13 protein-coding genes are annotated in these 14468 nt (G+C 74.1%); 9 read left to right on the forward strand and 4 right to left on the reverse strand.

Annotated elements, in window-relative coordinates; genetic code table 11:
- Positions 1 to 12: 12 nt before the first annotated feature.
- Complete coding sequence (locus tag VFG42_RS06460; RefSeq protein WP_324906466.1) at positions 13 to 867, reverse strand: calcium-binding protein; 855 nt, start codon at positions 865 to 867, stop codon at positions 13 to 15.
- Between the two features lie 131 nt (positions 868 to 998).
- On the opposite strand from VFG42_RS06460, the gene VFG42_RS06465 reads away from it, so the two are divergent.
- From VFG42_RS06465 to VFG42_RS06475, 3 genes are read left to right on the forward strand one after another with little or no spacing between them, the layout of a single operon-like run.
- Positions 999 to 1469 carry a calcium-binding protein gene (locus tag VFG42_RS06465; protein ID WP_324906468.1) on the forward strand — a complete coding sequence of 157 codons (471 nt, stop codon included), beginning with the start codon at positions 999 to 1001 and terminating at the stop codon, positions 1467 to 1469.
- 41 nt (positions 1470 to 1510) lie between these two features.
- Positions 1511 to 2203, forward strand: a complete 693-nt coding sequence (locus VFG42_RS06470) for a response regulator transcription factor (protein ID WP_324906470.1) — start codon at positions 1511 to 1513, stop codon at positions 2201 to 2203.
- A gap of 14 nt (positions 2204 to 2217) precedes the next feature.
- Positions 2218 to 3573, forward strand: a complete 1356-nt coding sequence (locus tag VFG42_RS06475; RefSeq protein ID WP_324906472.1) for a HAMP domain-containing sensor histidine kinase — start codon at positions 2218 to 2220, stop codon at positions 3571 to 3573.
- Positions 3574 to 3586: 13 nt separating this feature from the next.
- Here the strand turns inward: VFG42_RS06475 and VFG42_RS06480 are convergent, their stop codons facing one another.
- Entirely contained in the window at positions 3587 to 5083 is a 1497-nt protein-coding gene (locus tag VFG42_RS06480) for an adenylate/guanylate cyclase domain-containing protein (RefSeq protein WP_324906474.1), read from the reverse strand.
- 255 nt (positions 5084 to 5338) lie between these two features.
- On the opposite strand from VFG42_RS06480, the gene VFG42_RS06485 reads away from it, so the two are divergent.
- On the forward strand, positions 5339 to 6961 hold the full coding sequence (locus VFG42_RS06485) for an ABC-F family ATP-binding cassette domain-containing protein (RefSeq protein WP_324906476.1): 1623 nt from the start codon (positions 5339 to 5341) through the stop codon (positions 6959 to 6961).
- Here VFG42_RS06485 and VFG42_RS06490 read toward each other — a convergent pair.
- On the reverse strand, positions 6958 to 7449 hold the full coding sequence (locus VFG42_RS06490) for a universal stress protein (RefSeq protein ID WP_324906478.1): 492 nt from the start codon (positions 7447 to 7449) through the stop codon (positions 6958 to 6960). The genes VFG42_RS06485 and VFG42_RS06490 overlap by 4 nt on opposite strands.
- 33 nt (positions 7450 to 7482) lie before the next feature.
- Here VFG42_RS06490 and VFG42_RS06495 point away from each other — a divergent pair, with 33 nt between their 5' ends.
- The 4 genes from VFG42_RS06495 (at position 7483) to VFG42_RS06510 (ending at position 12115) form a co-directional block, all read left to right on the forward strand.
- Positions 7483 to 8157: a helix-turn-helix domain-containing protein gene (locus tag VFG42_RS06495; RefSeq protein ID WP_324906480.1), complete on the forward strand. Its 675-nt coding sequence runs from the start codon at positions 7483 to 7485 to the stop codon at positions 8155 to 8157.
- On the forward strand, positions 8154 to 9137 hold the full coding sequence (locus VFG42_RS06500) for a cation diffusion facilitator family transporter (RefSeq protein ID WP_324906482.1): 984 nt from the start codon (positions 8154 to 8156) through the stop codon (positions 9135 to 9137). Before VFG42_RS06495 ends, VFG42_RS06500 begins: the two co-directional genes overlap by 4 nt.
- Before the next feature lie 54 nt (positions 9138 to 9191).
- Positions 9192 to 10697: a hypothetical protein gene (locus tag VFG42_RS06505; protein WP_324906484.1), complete on the forward strand. Its 1506-nt coding sequence runs from the start codon at positions 9192 to 9194 to the stop codon at positions 10695 to 10697.
- 80 nt (positions 10698 to 10777) lie between these two features.
- The gene (locus VFG42_RS06510; RefSeq protein WP_324906486.1) at positions 10778 to 12115 is read left to right on the forward strand and encodes a glycosyltransferase; all 1338 of its coding nucleotides are present in this window, start codon (positions 10778 to 10780) and stop codon (positions 12113 to 12115) included.
- Here the strand turns inward: VFG42_RS06510 and VFG42_RS06515 are convergent.
- Positions 12058 to 13554: an NAD(P)/FAD-dependent oxidoreductase gene (locus VFG42_RS06515; RefSeq protein WP_324906488.1), complete on the reverse strand. Its 1497-nt coding sequence runs from the start codon at positions 13552 to 13554 to the stop codon at positions 12058 to 12060. The genes VFG42_RS06510 and VFG42_RS06515 overlap by 58 nt on opposite strands.
- A 61-nt stretch (positions 13555 to 13615) precedes the next feature.
- On the opposite strand from VFG42_RS06515, the gene VFG42_RS06520 reads away from it, so the two are divergent.
- On the forward strand, positions 13616 to 14299 hold the full coding sequence (locus VFG42_RS06520) for a helix-turn-helix domain-containing protein (protein WP_324906490.1): 684 nt from the start codon (positions 13616 to 13618) through the stop codon (positions 14297 to 14299).
- Positions 14300 to 14468 lie beyond the last annotated feature (169 nt).

Here is a 14468-nt window from a genome sequence, read left to right on the forward strand (position 1 = left end):
CCCGACGAAGCGCTAGGCCTGGTCGCTGTGCCGGTCCTCGGACTTGGACTCGGACGGCTTGGGGTCCTTGCGGACGACCTTCTCGCAGGAGCCGTTGGGGTTGGCGGCCGTCGCGTCGGTGATCACGTCGACGTTGTCCAGCAGCGCGGTGTCGTAGCCGGGGCCGCAGGTGATGCGGTCGACCTCGCCGTCGCGGGTGTGGAACGTGTCGTTGCCGTTGCCGCCGTCGAGCGTGTCGCCGATCTGGTCGACCTCGCCGTTGGGGCCGGGGTGGACGTCGCCGCGGGCCAGCGCCCAGAGGTCGTCGTTGCCGTCGCCGCCGTAGGTGGTGTCGACGCCGAGGTTCGCGTAGATGCGGTCGTTGCCCGGGCCGCCGTCCTGGACGTCGTCGCCGGAGCCGCCCGACATGATGTCGTTGCCGTTCTCGCCGTAGGACTTGTCGTTGCCGCTGCCGCCCGAGATGTGGTCGCGCGAGTCGCCGCCGCGCAGCGTGTCGTTGCCCGCGCCGCCGAAGAGGTGGTCGAACGAGGTGCGGTCGCCGGCGTTGTTGGTGTCCCCGACGATCGTGTCGTCGCCCGGCCCGCCGTAGAGCCAGTCGTTGCCCTGCACGCCCAAGATCGTGTCGTTGCCCGCGCCGCCCCAGATGCGGTCGTTGCCGGGCCCGCCGACCAGCCGGTCGTCGCCGCCACGGCCGTAGATGTGGTCGTTGCCCGCGTTGCCGTCGATGACGTCGGCGAAGTTGGTGCCCTTGAGATGCTCGTTGCCCGGGCCGCCGGAGATCGTCGCGGCCAGCGCGCTGCTCGCCGGCACCAGGGCGAGCGCCGCGGTGGCGCCGATGATGGTCTTGCGCATGCGCATGGGGGTCATGGCCCACAGCCTGTCCGTCCACGCACCGGTTCTCAGCATGCTCTCACCCAGTCCTCACGCTCCGTGAGAGAACTATGAAGATCGCACCGGAATCCCGTGCGCGCACGGGAAGGTGCGTCATGCTCATGTCGATGTCCTTCCGCCACGTCCTGCCGCTCGTCATCGTCTCGCTCGTCCTCGGCGTCGTCGCCGCGGGCGTCGTGCACGCGCAGACCCTCATGGGCACGCCGCGCGCCGACGAGCTGCACGGCACGCCCGGCCCCGACGTCATCAACGGCCGCGGCGGCGACGACCACATCTACGGCGGCGCGGGCAACGACCGCCTCAACGGCGGCCCGGGCAACGACGTGATCGCGGGCGACGCGGGCAACGACCGGATCAACGGCGGCCCGGGCGACGACACGCTGCTCGGCGGGGCCGGCAACGACCGCATCACCGGCGGCCCGGGATCCGACCAGGTGTTCGGCGGCGCCGGGAATGACATCATCAACGTTCGTGACGGCGAGATCGACACGGTGCACTGCGGCTCCGGGCGGGATCGCGTGATCGCCGACCCCCAGGACGTGGTGGGTCGCGACTGCGAGATCGTCGAACGTGGCTGACCCGCGCGGCGACGTCCGCGGCGACCACGAGGCCCGCGGGCGTGGGTGACCTCCCGGCCGCGGGGCCGGTCGTCCTGCTCGTGGACGACGATCCGGCGATCCGGCGCGCGGTGGGCGCCGGGCTGGAGCTGGAGGGGTTCTCGGTCGTGCCCGCGTCGGGCGGGCGCGCGGCGCTGGAGGCCGCGGCGCGGGTCCATCCGGCCGTGATCCTGCTGGACCTCTCGATGCCCGACCTCGACGGCCTGGAGGTGCTGGAGCGGCTGCGCGCGTCCGGCGACCAGGTGCCGGTGTGCGTGCTGTCGGCGCGCGACGAGGTCGACGACCGCGTCGCCGGCCTGCAGGCGGGCGCCGACGACTACGTGGTCAAGCCGTTCGCGCTGGAGGAGGTCGTCGCGCGGTTGCACGCGCTGCTGCGCCGCCGCCCGGCGGGCGCCGACGAGGTGCTCACCGTCGGCGACATCCGGCTGGACCCGCGGGCGCGCACGGCGGTCCGGGCCGCGCGGGCGCTGGACCTGACGCGGCGCGAGTTCGACCTGCTGGCGCTGTTCCTGCGCCACCCGAACGAGATCCTGGACCGGGCGCGGCTGCACGAGGAGGTCTGGGGCTACACGTTCGACCCGGGCACCAACGTCGCCGACGTGTTCGTCGGCTACGTGCGGCGCAAGCTCGAGCAGGACGGGGAGCCGCGCGTGCTGCACACCGTGCGCGGCGTGGGCTTCGTCCTGCGTCCATGAGAACCTGAGCGGCCGTGCGCAGCCTCCGCGGTCGCCTGACGCTCGGCGTCCTGGTCGTCCTGGCCGCGGTGATGGTCGCCGCGGCGGCCGCCGCGTTCCACGAGATCGACCGCTCCGAGCGCGAGGCGCTCGACGACCGGCTGAAGCGCACCGCCGAGCTCGCGCGCCCGACGGCGGTGGCGGCCGTGCAGGACGAGGTCCCGGCCAACGACGCGCGGCTGAACGCGGTGCTGCGGGCGACGGGCTCGTCGCTGCGGATCCGGCTCGGCAAGGCGTCGCTCGTGGACGCGGGGCCGCCGCCGCCGCGCCACGCCCCGCTGCCGCGCGGGCTGTCGACGTTCACCTCCGACGGGCACCGCTTCCGCGCCTACGTGACGACGCTCAGCGATCCCGACCTCGGCGGCGTCGCGCAGCTGGAGGTGACGTCGAGCCTCGAGGGGTTGGAGCACCGGATCGACGTCCTGCAGCGCCGCGTGGCGCTGATCGGCGCTGGCGGCCTGGCGCTCGTCGGGCTGTTGGTGTGGTTGACCGCGTCGCTGTTGTTGAGGCCCTTGCGTCGCCTGCGCACGGTCACCGCGTCGGTCGCCGAGGACGAGGACCTCGACCGGCGCGTGCCCGCCGACTCCGGGCCGACCGAGCTGCGGTCGGTGGCGCGGTCGTTCAACGCGATGCTCGCGCGGCTGGGGCGCAGCGCGGCCGATCGCGAGCGCGCGCTGGACGCGACGCGGCGCTTCGCGGCCGACGCCGGGCACGAGCTGCGCACGCCGCTGACCTCGGTGCAGACGACGCTGTCGGCCCTGAAGCGCCATCCGGAGCTGGACGCGGAGCGGCGCGACGCGATGCTCGGCGACGCGCTGGAGCAGCAGCGGCGCCTCGTCGCGCTGCTGGACGGGCTGCAGGCGCTGGCGCGCGGGGAGGCCGGCCCGATCGAGCACGCGCCGGTCGACCTGACCGAGCTGGTCGACGAGGTCGTCACGCGCGCGGGCCCGCGCGTGACCGCGACGCTGCCCGAGGAGCCGGTCGTGGTCGAGGGCTGGGAGCCCGGCCTGCGGCTCGTGGTCGAGAACCTGGTCACCAACGCCGTGCGCCACGGGGGCTCGCGCGTGGCCGTGACCGTCGAGCGCGGCCCGGGTGGGGCGGCGCTCGTCGTCGACGACGACGGCCCCGGCATCCCCGAGACCGACCGCGAGCGGATCTTCGCGCCCTTCGCGCGGCTCGACGGCACCGTCGCGCCGGGGTCGGGGCTGGGGCTGGCCCTCGTCGCCCAGCAGGCCGGCCACCACGGCGCGACCGTCGCCATCGAGGACTCGCCGCTCGGCGGCGCGCGCTTCGCGGTGCGCTTCGGCGGGGACGGGGCCGGCCCCGCGTGAGCCCGCTCGGCGCCTACGCCGGCGCCGCCAGCCGCGTCGGCTCCGCGCGCCCGCGCAGCGTCTCCTCGCCGACGTCGCCCCAGCGCCGGCGCTCGTCGGCGTCGGCCCGCTCCAGCGCGGCGCGGGAGGCGAGGACGCGGCCGTCGTGCTGCTTGGCCAGCTCGGTCAGACGGGAGGCCTCGTTGACCGGGTCGCCGATGACGGTGTACTCGAACCGCTGCTGGGCGCCGATGTTCCCGGCGACGGCGAGGCCCGCCGAGACGCCGATCCCGACGTCGAGGTGGGGGACCTCCTCGGCCAGGCGCAGGCGCAGCGTTCGCGCGGCGCGCAGCGCGGCGCCGGCCGCGTCGTCGTGGTGCAGCGGCGCGCCGAAGACGACCAGCGCGGCGTCGCCGATGAACTTGTTGACCGTGCCGCCCTGCTCGTCGACGACGTCGATCACGACGTGGAAGAACTCGTTCAGCAGCTCGACGACCTCGGCGGGCGGCCGCTGGTGGGCCAGCTCGGTCGAGCCGACCAGGTCGATGAACAACACGGCGACGTCGATCTCCTCGCCGCCGAGCGTGATCCCGCGCTCCAGCGCCTGGCGCGCGACGTCCTCGCCGACCTGGCGGCCGAACAGGTCGCGCAGCTCCTCGCGCTCGCGCAGTCCCGACACCATGCGGTTGAACCCCGCCTGCAGCAGCCCGACCTCCGAGCCGTCGTAGACGTCGACCTCGGCGTCCTGCTCGCCGCCCTGCACGCGCCGGACCGCGCGGCGCAGGGACTCCAGCGGATCCGACAGCGAGCGCGCGGTGAGCGCCATCACCGCGACGCCGACGAGCAGCGCGATCGCGCCCAGGACGGTCGCCGTGATCGCCAGGCGGTGCGCCGAGGCCTCGACCGCGCCGGTCAGCTGCCCGGCCCCGACGAGCGTCACGCCGAGGACCGGGACCGCGCTGCCCAGCGCCCACGTCAGCAGCACGCGCGTCGTGATCCCCGGCAGCGCCGGGTCGTCGGGCACCGAGTCGGCCAGCGCCCGCGCGGCGACCGGGCGCAGCACGCGCTGCGCCAACAGGTAGGCGAACGCGCAGGTCGCCAGCGCGCCCAGCGCGATCGTGATCGCCGAGAGCACCGCCAGCTTGTGGCTGTAGCGCGAGTTGATGATGAAGAACAGGACGATGCTCAGCCCCCACAGCACGCCGTGCGCGACGACCTCGCGCGCGGGGGTGAGCAGCACGAGCCGCTGCTCCTCGGGCGTCGGCGGCCGGTCGGCGCGCAGCCACGCGAGCACCGGGCGCAGCAGCCACAGGACCCAGACGACGCCGACCGGCACCGCGATCGCCAGGTACCCGGCCAACCACACCATGTTGACCTGCGTGACGTGGTGCGGGTCGTCGATGTGCGGCAGCGGCAGCACGAAGCGGATCAGCGCGGTCACGATCACCGCGCCGACGATGTTCGCGCCGATCATCAGGACCGCGTAGGGGACGGCCAGCCGGCGCTCCAGGTCCGACAGCGATCCGAGCATCGGACCGGGAACCTACTTCCTGGCCCGGCCGGGTCGACGCGCCGTCCCCGCCGACCGTCCGGCTTGCCGGGCACCGGACAAGCGCGATATGTTGTTCGGCGGCCCTCACGGGCCGACCTATGCGCGATCGGATCTGACGACAGCTTTCCCCGCCGCACCCGGCGTCCGGATGACCTTGCTCTCCGGCCGGGCGTGAGCCGCTGCCGTCCTCGCACCGCCCGTTCGTGTCCGCCGTCCTCCACAGGAGCTCCCCACATGCCGTCGACCCTTCTCGACGCCCAGAAGATCACCCGCCATCACGGCGACCGCACCGTCCTGCACGACGTCGACGTGCGCGTCGACGCGCGGACGCGCCTGGCCATCGTCGGCCCCAACGGGTCCGGCAAGTCCACGCTGCTGCGCGTCCTCGCCGGGATCGAGCCGCCCGACGGCGGCACGGTCGCCCGCTTCGGCACGGTCGGCTACCTGCCGCAGATGGCCGACGCCGACGTCGCCGCCGGGCGCGAGGCGACCGTCCGCGCGACGATGCTCGAGCGCCTCGGCGTCGCCGCCGCGGCCCGCGACGTGGACCGCCTGGAGGCGCGGCTGACCGCCGGCGACCTCGACGCGGTCACGCCGCACGCGGCCGCGCTGGAGCGCTGGCTGGCGCTCGGCGGCGCCGACGCGGAGGCCCGCGTCGCCGCCGCGGCCGCCGAGCTGGGCCTGGACGCCGCGCTGCTCGACCGCCCGCTGGCGTCGCTGTCGGGCGGCCAGGCGGCCCGCGCCGGCCTCGCGGTCCTGCGCGCCGCGCGCTTCGACGTCGTGCTGCTCGACGAGCCGACCAACCACCTCGACCACGACGGCCTGGAGCGCCTGGCGCAGCTGCTGGCCCAGCGGTCCGGCGGCGTTGTGCTGGTCTCCCACGACCGCGCGCTGCTGGAGCGCTCGGCCGAGTCGCTGCTGGAGCTCGACGGCCGCACCGGCACCGCCACGGCCTACGCCGGCGGCTGGGAGGCCTACGAGCACGAGCGCGACGCCGCCCACGTGCGGGCGGTCGCCGAGCACGACCAGGCGCAGGCCAAGCGGGCCGCGCTCGACGACGCGATCCGCGAGACGCGCGCCCGCGCGCAGAGCGCCATGGGCCGCTCCAAGCACGCGGGCCACGACCACGACAAGCACTCGGCCGAGTTCGTCCGGTCGCGCGCGCAGGGCATGCAGCGGCGCGCGCGCAAGGTCGAGGCGCGGATGGAGCGCATCGACGTCCCCGACAAGCCGTGGGAGGAGCGGGCGCTGAAGCTCGAGCTGACCGCGGCCGAGCGGCGCGGCGGGCCGGTCGTGGCGCTGGAGGGCGCGGTGCTCCAGCGCGGCGGCTTCCGCGTCGGGCCGATCGACCTCGCGGTCTCCTACGGCGACCGGATCCTCCTGCGCGGGCCCAACGGCTCGGGCAAGTCCACCATCATGGCCGCGCTGCTGGGCGAGCTGCCGCTCGCGGCGGGCGCCCGGCAGGCGGCGCCCACCGCCGTCGTCGCGCGGCTCGGCCAGGCCCGCGACGTGCTGGCGCGCGACGTCCCGCTGGATGCGTCGGTCCGGGCGCTCACGGGCCTGGACCGCTCGGAAGCGCGGACCGCGTTGGCGTCCTTCGGCCTCGGCGCCGACCGCGTGTCGCGGTCCGCGGGCACGCTCTCGCCCGGCGAGCGCACGCGCGCGGAGCTGGCCGTCCTCGGCCACCGCCGCGCGTCGTGCCTGCTGCTCGACGAGCCCACCAACCACCTCGACGTTCAGTCGCTGGAGCTGCTGGAGCGCGCGCTGGACGGCTGGCCCGGCGCGCTCGTCGTCGCCACGCACGACGCGCGGCTGCGCGACGCGCTGGCGATCACCGAGGTGGTGGACCTGGGCTAGCCCTCGCCCTGATCCTCGCTCTCGGCCTCGGCCGCGGCGTCCTCCGGGAGGTGCGCGACGAACACCGCGGACTTCGCGTGGCGCAGCACGTGCTGGCTGACCGATCCGAACATGGAGCCGATCCGGCCGAGGCCGCGCGCGCCGAGGATCACGATGTCGTGGTCGCCGGCCTTGACCTGCTCGACGATCTCCGGGCCGGCGTGGCCGCGGCGCTGGACGGTCTCGACCGGCTGGTCGTCGGGCACCTCCTCCAGCGCGGCGCGCATCGTCTTCTCGGCGGCGGTGTCGGCGTCGCGCTGCATCGCGACCGGGTCGACGCCGGCGCCGTAGGCCATCGCGGCCGACTCGGTGACGTTCGGGATGACGGTCAGGACCGTCAGGCGCGCGTGGTCGCGCTCGGCCAGCGCGACCGCGACCGACAGGGCGAGGTCGGCGTGGCGGGAGCCGTCGACGGCGACGAGGATGCGGTGGAAGGTGGGGCGAGGCATGGTCGTCAGTGTGCCAACACTAGGCTTGGATCCGTGACGCCCGCGACAGGACGCGCCCCGCGACGCGACGCCCAGCGCAACCGGGAGCGGATCCTGGCGGCCGCGCGCGAGGTCGTCGCCGAGCGCGGGGTGGCGGCCAAGATGGAGGACGTGGCCGCGCGGGCCGGGGTCGGGATCGGCACGCTCTACCGCTTCGTGCCGACCAAGGACGCGCTGTTCAGCCTGATCCTGCGCGAGGAGGCCGACCGCCTGGCGGGCATGGCGGGCGACGCGCTGGGGCTGCCGGCGGGCCGGTCCGCGTTCCACACGTGGATGGAGACCGCAGTCGCGTGGCAGGGGGCCAACCGCGCGTTCATCAACGTGCTCGCCGCGCGCGACCCGGAGGTGCCGGTCCCGCAGCTGCTGTCGCGCCGCCTGCGCACGCACCTGCGCGACCTCGTCCGCCGCGGCCAGGCCGACGGCGACCTGCGCGAGGACGTCACCGAGAGCGACGTCCTGATGGTGCTGCTCGCGGTCGGACGCGTCGGCGAGGGCACCGCCGGCGCCAGCCCGGCCTACGCCAAGCGCTTCCTGGCGCTGCAGCTCGACGCGCTCGCGCCCGGCGGCGCGCCGCTGCCCGGACGGCCGCTGACCGAGCGCCAGCTGGAGCTGACGCTCGACGCGCTGGCCCACGACCGCCACCGCGCGGCGGGCGGGAGCCGGCGGTGACCGGCGACGCCGGGTCCGGGCCCGAGACCGCGCGCGACGCGAGCTTCACCAGCGTCCTCGCCGCGCTGGCCGCCAACACCGCGATCGCGATCGCCAAGGGCATCGCCGCGGCGCTCACCGGCTCGGCGGCGCTGTTCGCCGAGACGCTGCACACGGTCGCGGACGCCGGCAACGAGATCTTCCTGTTCATGGCGATCAGCCGCTCCGAGCGGCCGCCGGACGAGAGCCATCCGCTCGGCTACGGGCCCGAGCGCTGGTACTGGGCGCTGCTGGCCGCGATCGGCATGTTCGTCGTCGGCGGCGCGGTGTCGATCTGGGAGGGCATCAACGCGCTCTTCCACCCGCGGGCGCTGGAGGCGTTCTGGGTCGGCGTGTCGATCCTCGTCATCGCGATCGTCCTCGACGGCACCTCGCGCGCGATCGCGGTCCACGAGCTGCGCGGCCGCGCTGCTCGCGCCGGGATGCCGCTGCGCCAGTTCATCGCGGAGTCGTCGGACCCGACGGTCACGACGGTCTACCTGGAGGACACGATCGACGTCCTCGGCGCCACGCTCGCGCTCACCGCGCTGATCCTGCACAAGGTCACCGGCATCGAGATCTTCGACCCGATCGCGACGATCGTCATCGGCGGCCTGCTGACCTACGTCGCGATCCGGCTGACCGGCCGCAACCGCGCGCTGCTGACCAACCAGTCCGTCGCGCCGCGCCATCTCGACGCGCTGCGCGAGGCGATCGAGGGCCAGCCGGGCATCGTCGCCGTCCGCTCCCTGGAAGCCGTCTCGCTGGGCCCGAGGTCCGCCATGGTCGCCGCCGAGGTCCAGCTGCGCGAGGGCCTGACCGGCGACGACGTCGCGACCACGCTCCAGGTCGCGCGCGACACGCTCTGCACGACGACGCCGGCGATCGCGCGGCTCTACCTCACGCCGGTGACGGTCGGCGCGGATCCGTCCCGCCCTCCGAGGACACCGCCCTCGCCGTGAGGTCGGCGTCCGCGGGGCCGGCGCGGCGCCCGCGTTTCTGAGAGGGTCGCGCGCATGTCCCGGATCGTCGCGACGCTCGTCGCCGTCATCGCCGCGGCGGCCTGCGCGGCCACCCCGGCGTCCGCCGCCGAGCCCGGCACCTGGGACGGCGTCCCCGGCGTCCAGCACCTGCGCTTCCAGACCGGCCCGATCCAGGTCAAGCCGGGGCAGAACTCCATCAACAACGTGATCGTCCCGGCGTCGCAGAAGCCCAAGGAGGACGGCTTCATCGTGCGCGCCCGCCCGGACCTCACCTACCTCGACGGCACGGTCCCGCCGGTCGACGTCATCCACCTGCACCACGGCGTCTGGCTCAACGGGTCGGGCGCGTCGCCGGCCTCGCCGGTCGGCAACATCCAGCCGATCTTCTTCGGCGGGGAGGAGAAGACGGTCTTCCGCATCCCGCGCGGCTACGGGTACGCCTACAAGAAGACCGACGGCTGGATCCTCAACGAGATGATCCACAACAACACGCCCAACGCCACCAAGGTCCGGCTCGTGTGGGACCTCGACTTCATCCCGGCGTCGTCGGATCTGGCCCAGGCCGTCACGCCGGTGATCCCGTTCTGGATGGACGTGCGCCGCGGCTGGGCCTACCCGGTCTTCGACGTCGCCCAGCACAGCGGCGGGGCCGACGGCCAGTTCACGTTCCCCGACGAGGCGGTCGACGACCCGTACAAGGGCGGCCCGCGCCAGAACGAGTTCTCGATGCCCTACGACGCGACGATCGTCGCCGCCGTCGGCCACCTGCACCCGGGCGGGCTGCGCGACGACATCGACGTCACGCGGGGCGACACCACCAAGTTGATCTTCCGCTCGCAGGCCAAGTACTACGACCCGGCCGGGCCGGTGTCGTGGGACGTCAGCCTGACGGCGTCCAAGCCGACCTGGCGCGCCGCGGTCAAGGCCGGCGACACGCTCTCGATCCACTCGACCTACGACGCCCGCCAGTCGTCCTGGTACGAGAACATGGGGATCGTCCTGCTGTTCGTCGCGCCGCACGAGACGACCGGCCCGGACCCGTTCGCGTCGACGGTCGACCCCGACGGCGAGCTGACCCACGGCCACCTGGCCGAGAACGACCACCACGGCGGCAAGGGCGTGATCTACCCGGACCCGCGGCGCGCCAAGGCCACCGTCAAGACCACGACGGTCAAGATCAAGGACTACCAGTTCCGTCCCGGCGACCTCGGGCTCCTCTACAACAAGGGCGCCAAGCTCCCGGTCGTCGCGCGCGGGCACTCGCTGACGTTCGTCAACCAGGACGACACGTCCTACGAGTGGCACTCGATCACGACCTGCCGCTCGCCGTGCAACCGGCAGACCGGGATCTCCTACCCCTTGGCCAACGGCGCGTTCGGCACGCAGTTCGACTCCGGCCAGCTCGGCTTCGGGCCGGTCGGCGCCTCGCCGGCGGCCAACCGCGCCACGTGGAAGACCCCGACGACGCTCGCGCAGGGCACCTACACGTACTTCTGCCGCGTCCATCCGTTCATGCGCGGCGCGTTCCGCGTGCGGTAGTACGGGCATCCGCACCCGGGGCAGGACTAGGGCGCTCCCCGATGCCGCGCGCGTCCGCGCGCGAGACGGTGGGTGCCATCATGCCCCGCTTCCTCATCGCCACGCTCCCCGCCGACGGCCACTTCTCCCCGCTGCTGCCGCTGGCGACCGAGCTGACCCGCCGCGGCCACGAGGTCTTCTGGCTCAGCGGCCAGGCCAAGCGCGCCCGCGTGGAGGCCACCGGCGCGGCGTTCCTGCCGTTCATCGACGCCTGGGACCTCGACTTCGGCAACCTCGACGCGACGTTCCCGGGCCGCGCGGAGGCCAAGGGCGTCGCGCGCTTCAAGTACGACATGCGCGAGATCTTCATCAAGATGGTCCCCGACCAGATCGCGGACCTGGAGCGCCACGTGGCCAACGTCCGGCCCGACCTGCTGATCGTCGAGCCGACGTTCGGCGGCGCCGCGGCCGCGCTGGAGGAGCGCTGCGGCCTGCGGTGGGCGACGTTCGGCATCGGCCCGCTGATGATGCCCTCGCCCGACGCGCCGCCGTTCGGCCTCGGCCTGACGCCGCTGGCCCACCGCACGCTCAACCGCGCCCGCAACCGCGCGCTCAACACGCTGATCGACCGCACGCTGTTCCGCTCGGTCGACGCCGACTACCGCGCGATGTGCGCTCGCGTCGGGATCTCGCCCAACCCGGGCGGCCTGTTCGCGGCCTCGCTCTCGCCGCACCTCTACCTGCATCCGTCGGTGCCGTCGTTCGAGTACCCGCGCTCGAACCTGCCCGCGCAGGTCTGCTTCGTCGGCCCGCACCTGCCCGCCGCGCCCGCGAGCACCGAGCTGCCGGAGTGGTGGGGCGAGATGCTGACCGACGAGCGCCCGGTCGTGCTCGTCACGCAGGGCACGGTGGCGACCGATCCCGACGAGCTGCTGACGCCGACGCTGCGCGCGCTGGAGCACGAGCCGGTCCAGGTGATCGCCGTCACCGGCGGGCCGGAGCCGACGCTGCTGCCGCCCGCGCCCGCCAACGCGCGCGTCGCGCGCTACATCCCGTTCGCGGCGCTCATGCCGCACGTCGACGTCTACGTCACCAACGGCGGGTACGGCGGCCTGCACTTCGCGATGAGCCACGGCGTGCCGGTCCTCAGCGTCGGCGCGACCGAGGACAAGCCGGACCTCGCCGCGCGCGTCTCGTGGTCGGGCGTCGGGATCGGGATGCGCGCGCAGTGGGCCAGGCCGGACAAGGTGCGCGCGGCCGTCCGGCGCCTGCTCGACGAGGACGGCTTCCGCGCGCGGGCCCAGGAGCTGGCCGACGAGATGGCGGCCTGCGACGGCCCCGCGCGCGCCTCGGAGTTGGTGGAGGCCTTGGCCGCGCGCCGCTACGCGGCGGCCGGCGCGGGCTCGGTCTCCGGCGCCTTGGCGGGCGTCAGCGCGTAGGCCGGGGCGTCGAACTCGCGCGTCTGCCGCCAGAAGCGGAAGGTGAAGTCGGGCCAGATGGTGGTGTTGCGGCCCTGGGCGTCGAGGTACCACGACGCGCAGCCGCCGGAGTTCCACACCGTCTTGCCCATCTTCGCCTGGAGATGCCGGTTGTAGGCCTGCTGGGCGTCGGCCTTGACCTCGATCCGGCCGGCGCCGCGGGCGCGCATCGCGTCCAGCGCGCTGAGCAGGTACCGCAGCTGGGCCTCGATCATGAACACGATCGAGTTGTGGCCCAGGCCGGTGTTGGGGCCGACCAGGAAGAACAGGTTCGGGAAGCCCGCGATCGCCGTGCCGCGGTAGGCCTGCGGCGAGCGCTGCCACTGCTCGGCCAGCGTGCGGCCGTCGGTCCCGGTCACGAGGTCGGCCAGCGGGATGTCGGTGACGTGGAAGCCGGTCGCGAAGATGATGGTGTCGGCCTCGTGCTCGACGCCGTCGGCGGTGACGTAGCCGGTGGGCGTGAAGCGCTCGATGCCGGAGGTCACGAGGTCGACGTTCTCGCGCGAGAGCGCCGGGTACCACTTGTTGGAGGGGAGGATCCGCTTGCAGCCGATCGTGTAGGTCGGCGTGACCTTGGCGCGCAGCTCGGGGTCCTGGACCTGCGAGTTGATGTGCTTGCGCGCGACCTTCTCGACCACGTTGAGCAGCTTCGGGTTGTAGGCCAACCCGGGGACGAGCAGCTCGCGGCTGAAGTAGACGCCGGCGCGGACCGCGCGCTGCAGCGGCGGGAACGTCTTGTAGAGCAGGCGCTCGACGCCGGTGATCGGGCGGTCGCGGTGGGGGACGACCCACGGCGGCGTGCGCTGGACGACGTCGAGGTGCGCGGCCTGCTCGGCGACGACCGGGACCGCCTGGATCGCGCTGGCGCCGGTGCCGACGACCGCGACGCGGCGGCCGCGCAGGTCGTGCTCGTGGTTCCAGGTCGCGGTGTGGAAGACCGTGCCTTCGAACTCGTCCAGGCCCGGGAGGTCCGGGATCGACGGCGCGCTCAGCGGCCCGGGCGCGGCGACGAGCACGTCGGCGGTGTACGGGCCCTGGGAGGTCTCGATGCGCCAGCGGGCGGCGTCCTCGTCCCAGGCCGCGGCGGTGACCTCGGTGTTGAAGCGCACGCGGTCGAAGACGCCGAACTTCTCGGCCGTGCGCCGCAGGTAGTCGCGCAGCTCGGGCTGCTTGGGGTAGGTGCGCGACCAGCTCGGGTTGGGCGCGAAGGAGAACGAGTAGAGGTGCGACGGGATGTCGCACTGGCACCCGGGATAGGTGTTGGCCCACCAGGTCCCGCCGACGCCGTCGGCGCGCTCGAGGACGAGGAAGTCCTCGCCGCGCTGCTTGAGCTTGATCGCGGTGCCGAGACCGCCGAATCCGGCGCCGAGGATGGCGATGTGCGTATGCGTCGGGGTCATGCGGGGCGCTCCGGGATCGCTCGAAGGAACACTTCTGTCTCAAGTGTACAATGTTGTCTCCATGAGTGTCCACCGCGAAACCTCCGGGGCCCTGCGCGTCCTGCCCCGCGGCCGCCACGCCGCCCCGCGCGAGGTCGTCGCCGACTCCCAGCGCGAGCGCATGCTGGTGGCGATGGCCGAGGCGTGCGCGACCAAGGGCTACGCCAACGTCGCGGTCGCCGACGTCATCGAGCGCGCGCACGTGTCCCGGCGGTCCTTCTACGAGCAGTTCTCCAACAAGGAGGACTGCTTCCTGGCCGCCTACGACGCGGGCGTGGCCGGGCTGTTGGAGGAGATCGCGGCCGCCGAGGAGGCGGCGCGCCCGTCCGGCGGGCTGCTCGCCGCGGCGCGGGCCGGGACGGAGACCTACCTGCAGCTGCTGGCCGACAACCCGGCCTTCGCGCGCACGTTCCTGATCGAGGTCTTGGGCGCCGGGCCGGACGCGCTGGCGCGCCGCGACGCGGTGCATCAGAGGTTCGCGGAGCGGCTGATGGAGGGGTTCGAGGCGGTGCGGGGCGGGGCGGGCGCCGGTGGCGCGGTTCCGGCGCCGGCGCCGTTCGTCTTCCGCGCGGCGGTGGGGGCGATCCACGAGCTGGTGACGCAGGAGCTGCTGGTGGGCGGGCCCGAGGCGCTGCCGGGCTTGTTGGACCAGGTGCTCGAGGTGGAGCTGCGGCTGCTGGGCGGGGGCGTCGGCGGCGTGGGGTAGGGCGCGGGGCGTTGGTGGCGGCGGGGCCGACATCACACCCGGCTCGGCTCTGCGCGGACGAGTGGCACATCGGGGTCGTCTGGCGACCCCGATGTGCCATCGATCTCGAGGGTGCGCCACACCGAGCCGGGATTCAGGTCTGGATGCGGGTCCCGCCCCCAGCGTCCCG

Source organism: Baekduia sp. (assembly GCF_035685985.1).
Lineage (GTDB): Bacteria > Actinomycetota > Thermoleophilia > Solirubrobacterales > Solirubrobacteraceae > Baekduia.

Coding starts and splice junctions, on each gene's coding strand:
- VFG42_RS06460 (WP_324906466.1), bottom strand. CDS start 867: ATGACCCCCATGCGCATGCGCAAGACCATCATCGGCGCCACCGCGGCG.
- VFG42_RS06465 (WP_324906468.1), top strand. CDS start 999: ATGTCCTTCCGCCACGTCCTGCCGCTCGTCATCGTCTCGCTCGTCCTC.
- VFG42_RS06480 (WP_324906474.1), bottom strand. CDS start 5,083: ATGCTCGGATCGCTGTCGGACCTGGAGCGCCGGCTGGCCGTCCCCTAC.
- VFG42_RS06485 (WP_324906476.1), top strand. CDS start 5,339: ATGCCGTCGACCCTTCTCGACGCCCAGAAGATCACCCGCCATCACGGC.
- VFG42_RS06490 (WP_324906478.1), bottom strand. CDS start 7,449: ATGCCTCGCCCCACCTTCCACCGCATCCTCGTCGCCGTCGACGGCTCC.
- VFG42_RS06505 (WP_324906484.1), top strand. CDS start 9,192: ATGTCCCGGATCGTCGCGACGCTCGTCGCCGTCATCGCCGCGGCGGCC.
- VFG42_RS06510 (WP_324906486.1), top strand. CDS start 10,778: ATGCCCCGCTTCCTCATCGCCACGCTCCCCGCCGACGGCCACTTCTCC.
- VFG42_RS06515 (WP_324906488.1), bottom strand. CDS start 13,554: ATGACCCCGACGCATACGCACATCGCCATCCTCGGCGCCGGATTCGGC.
- VFG42_RS06520 (WP_324906490.1), top strand. CDS start 13,616: ATGAGTGTCCACCGCGAAACCTCCGGGGCCCTGCGCGTCCTGCCCCGC.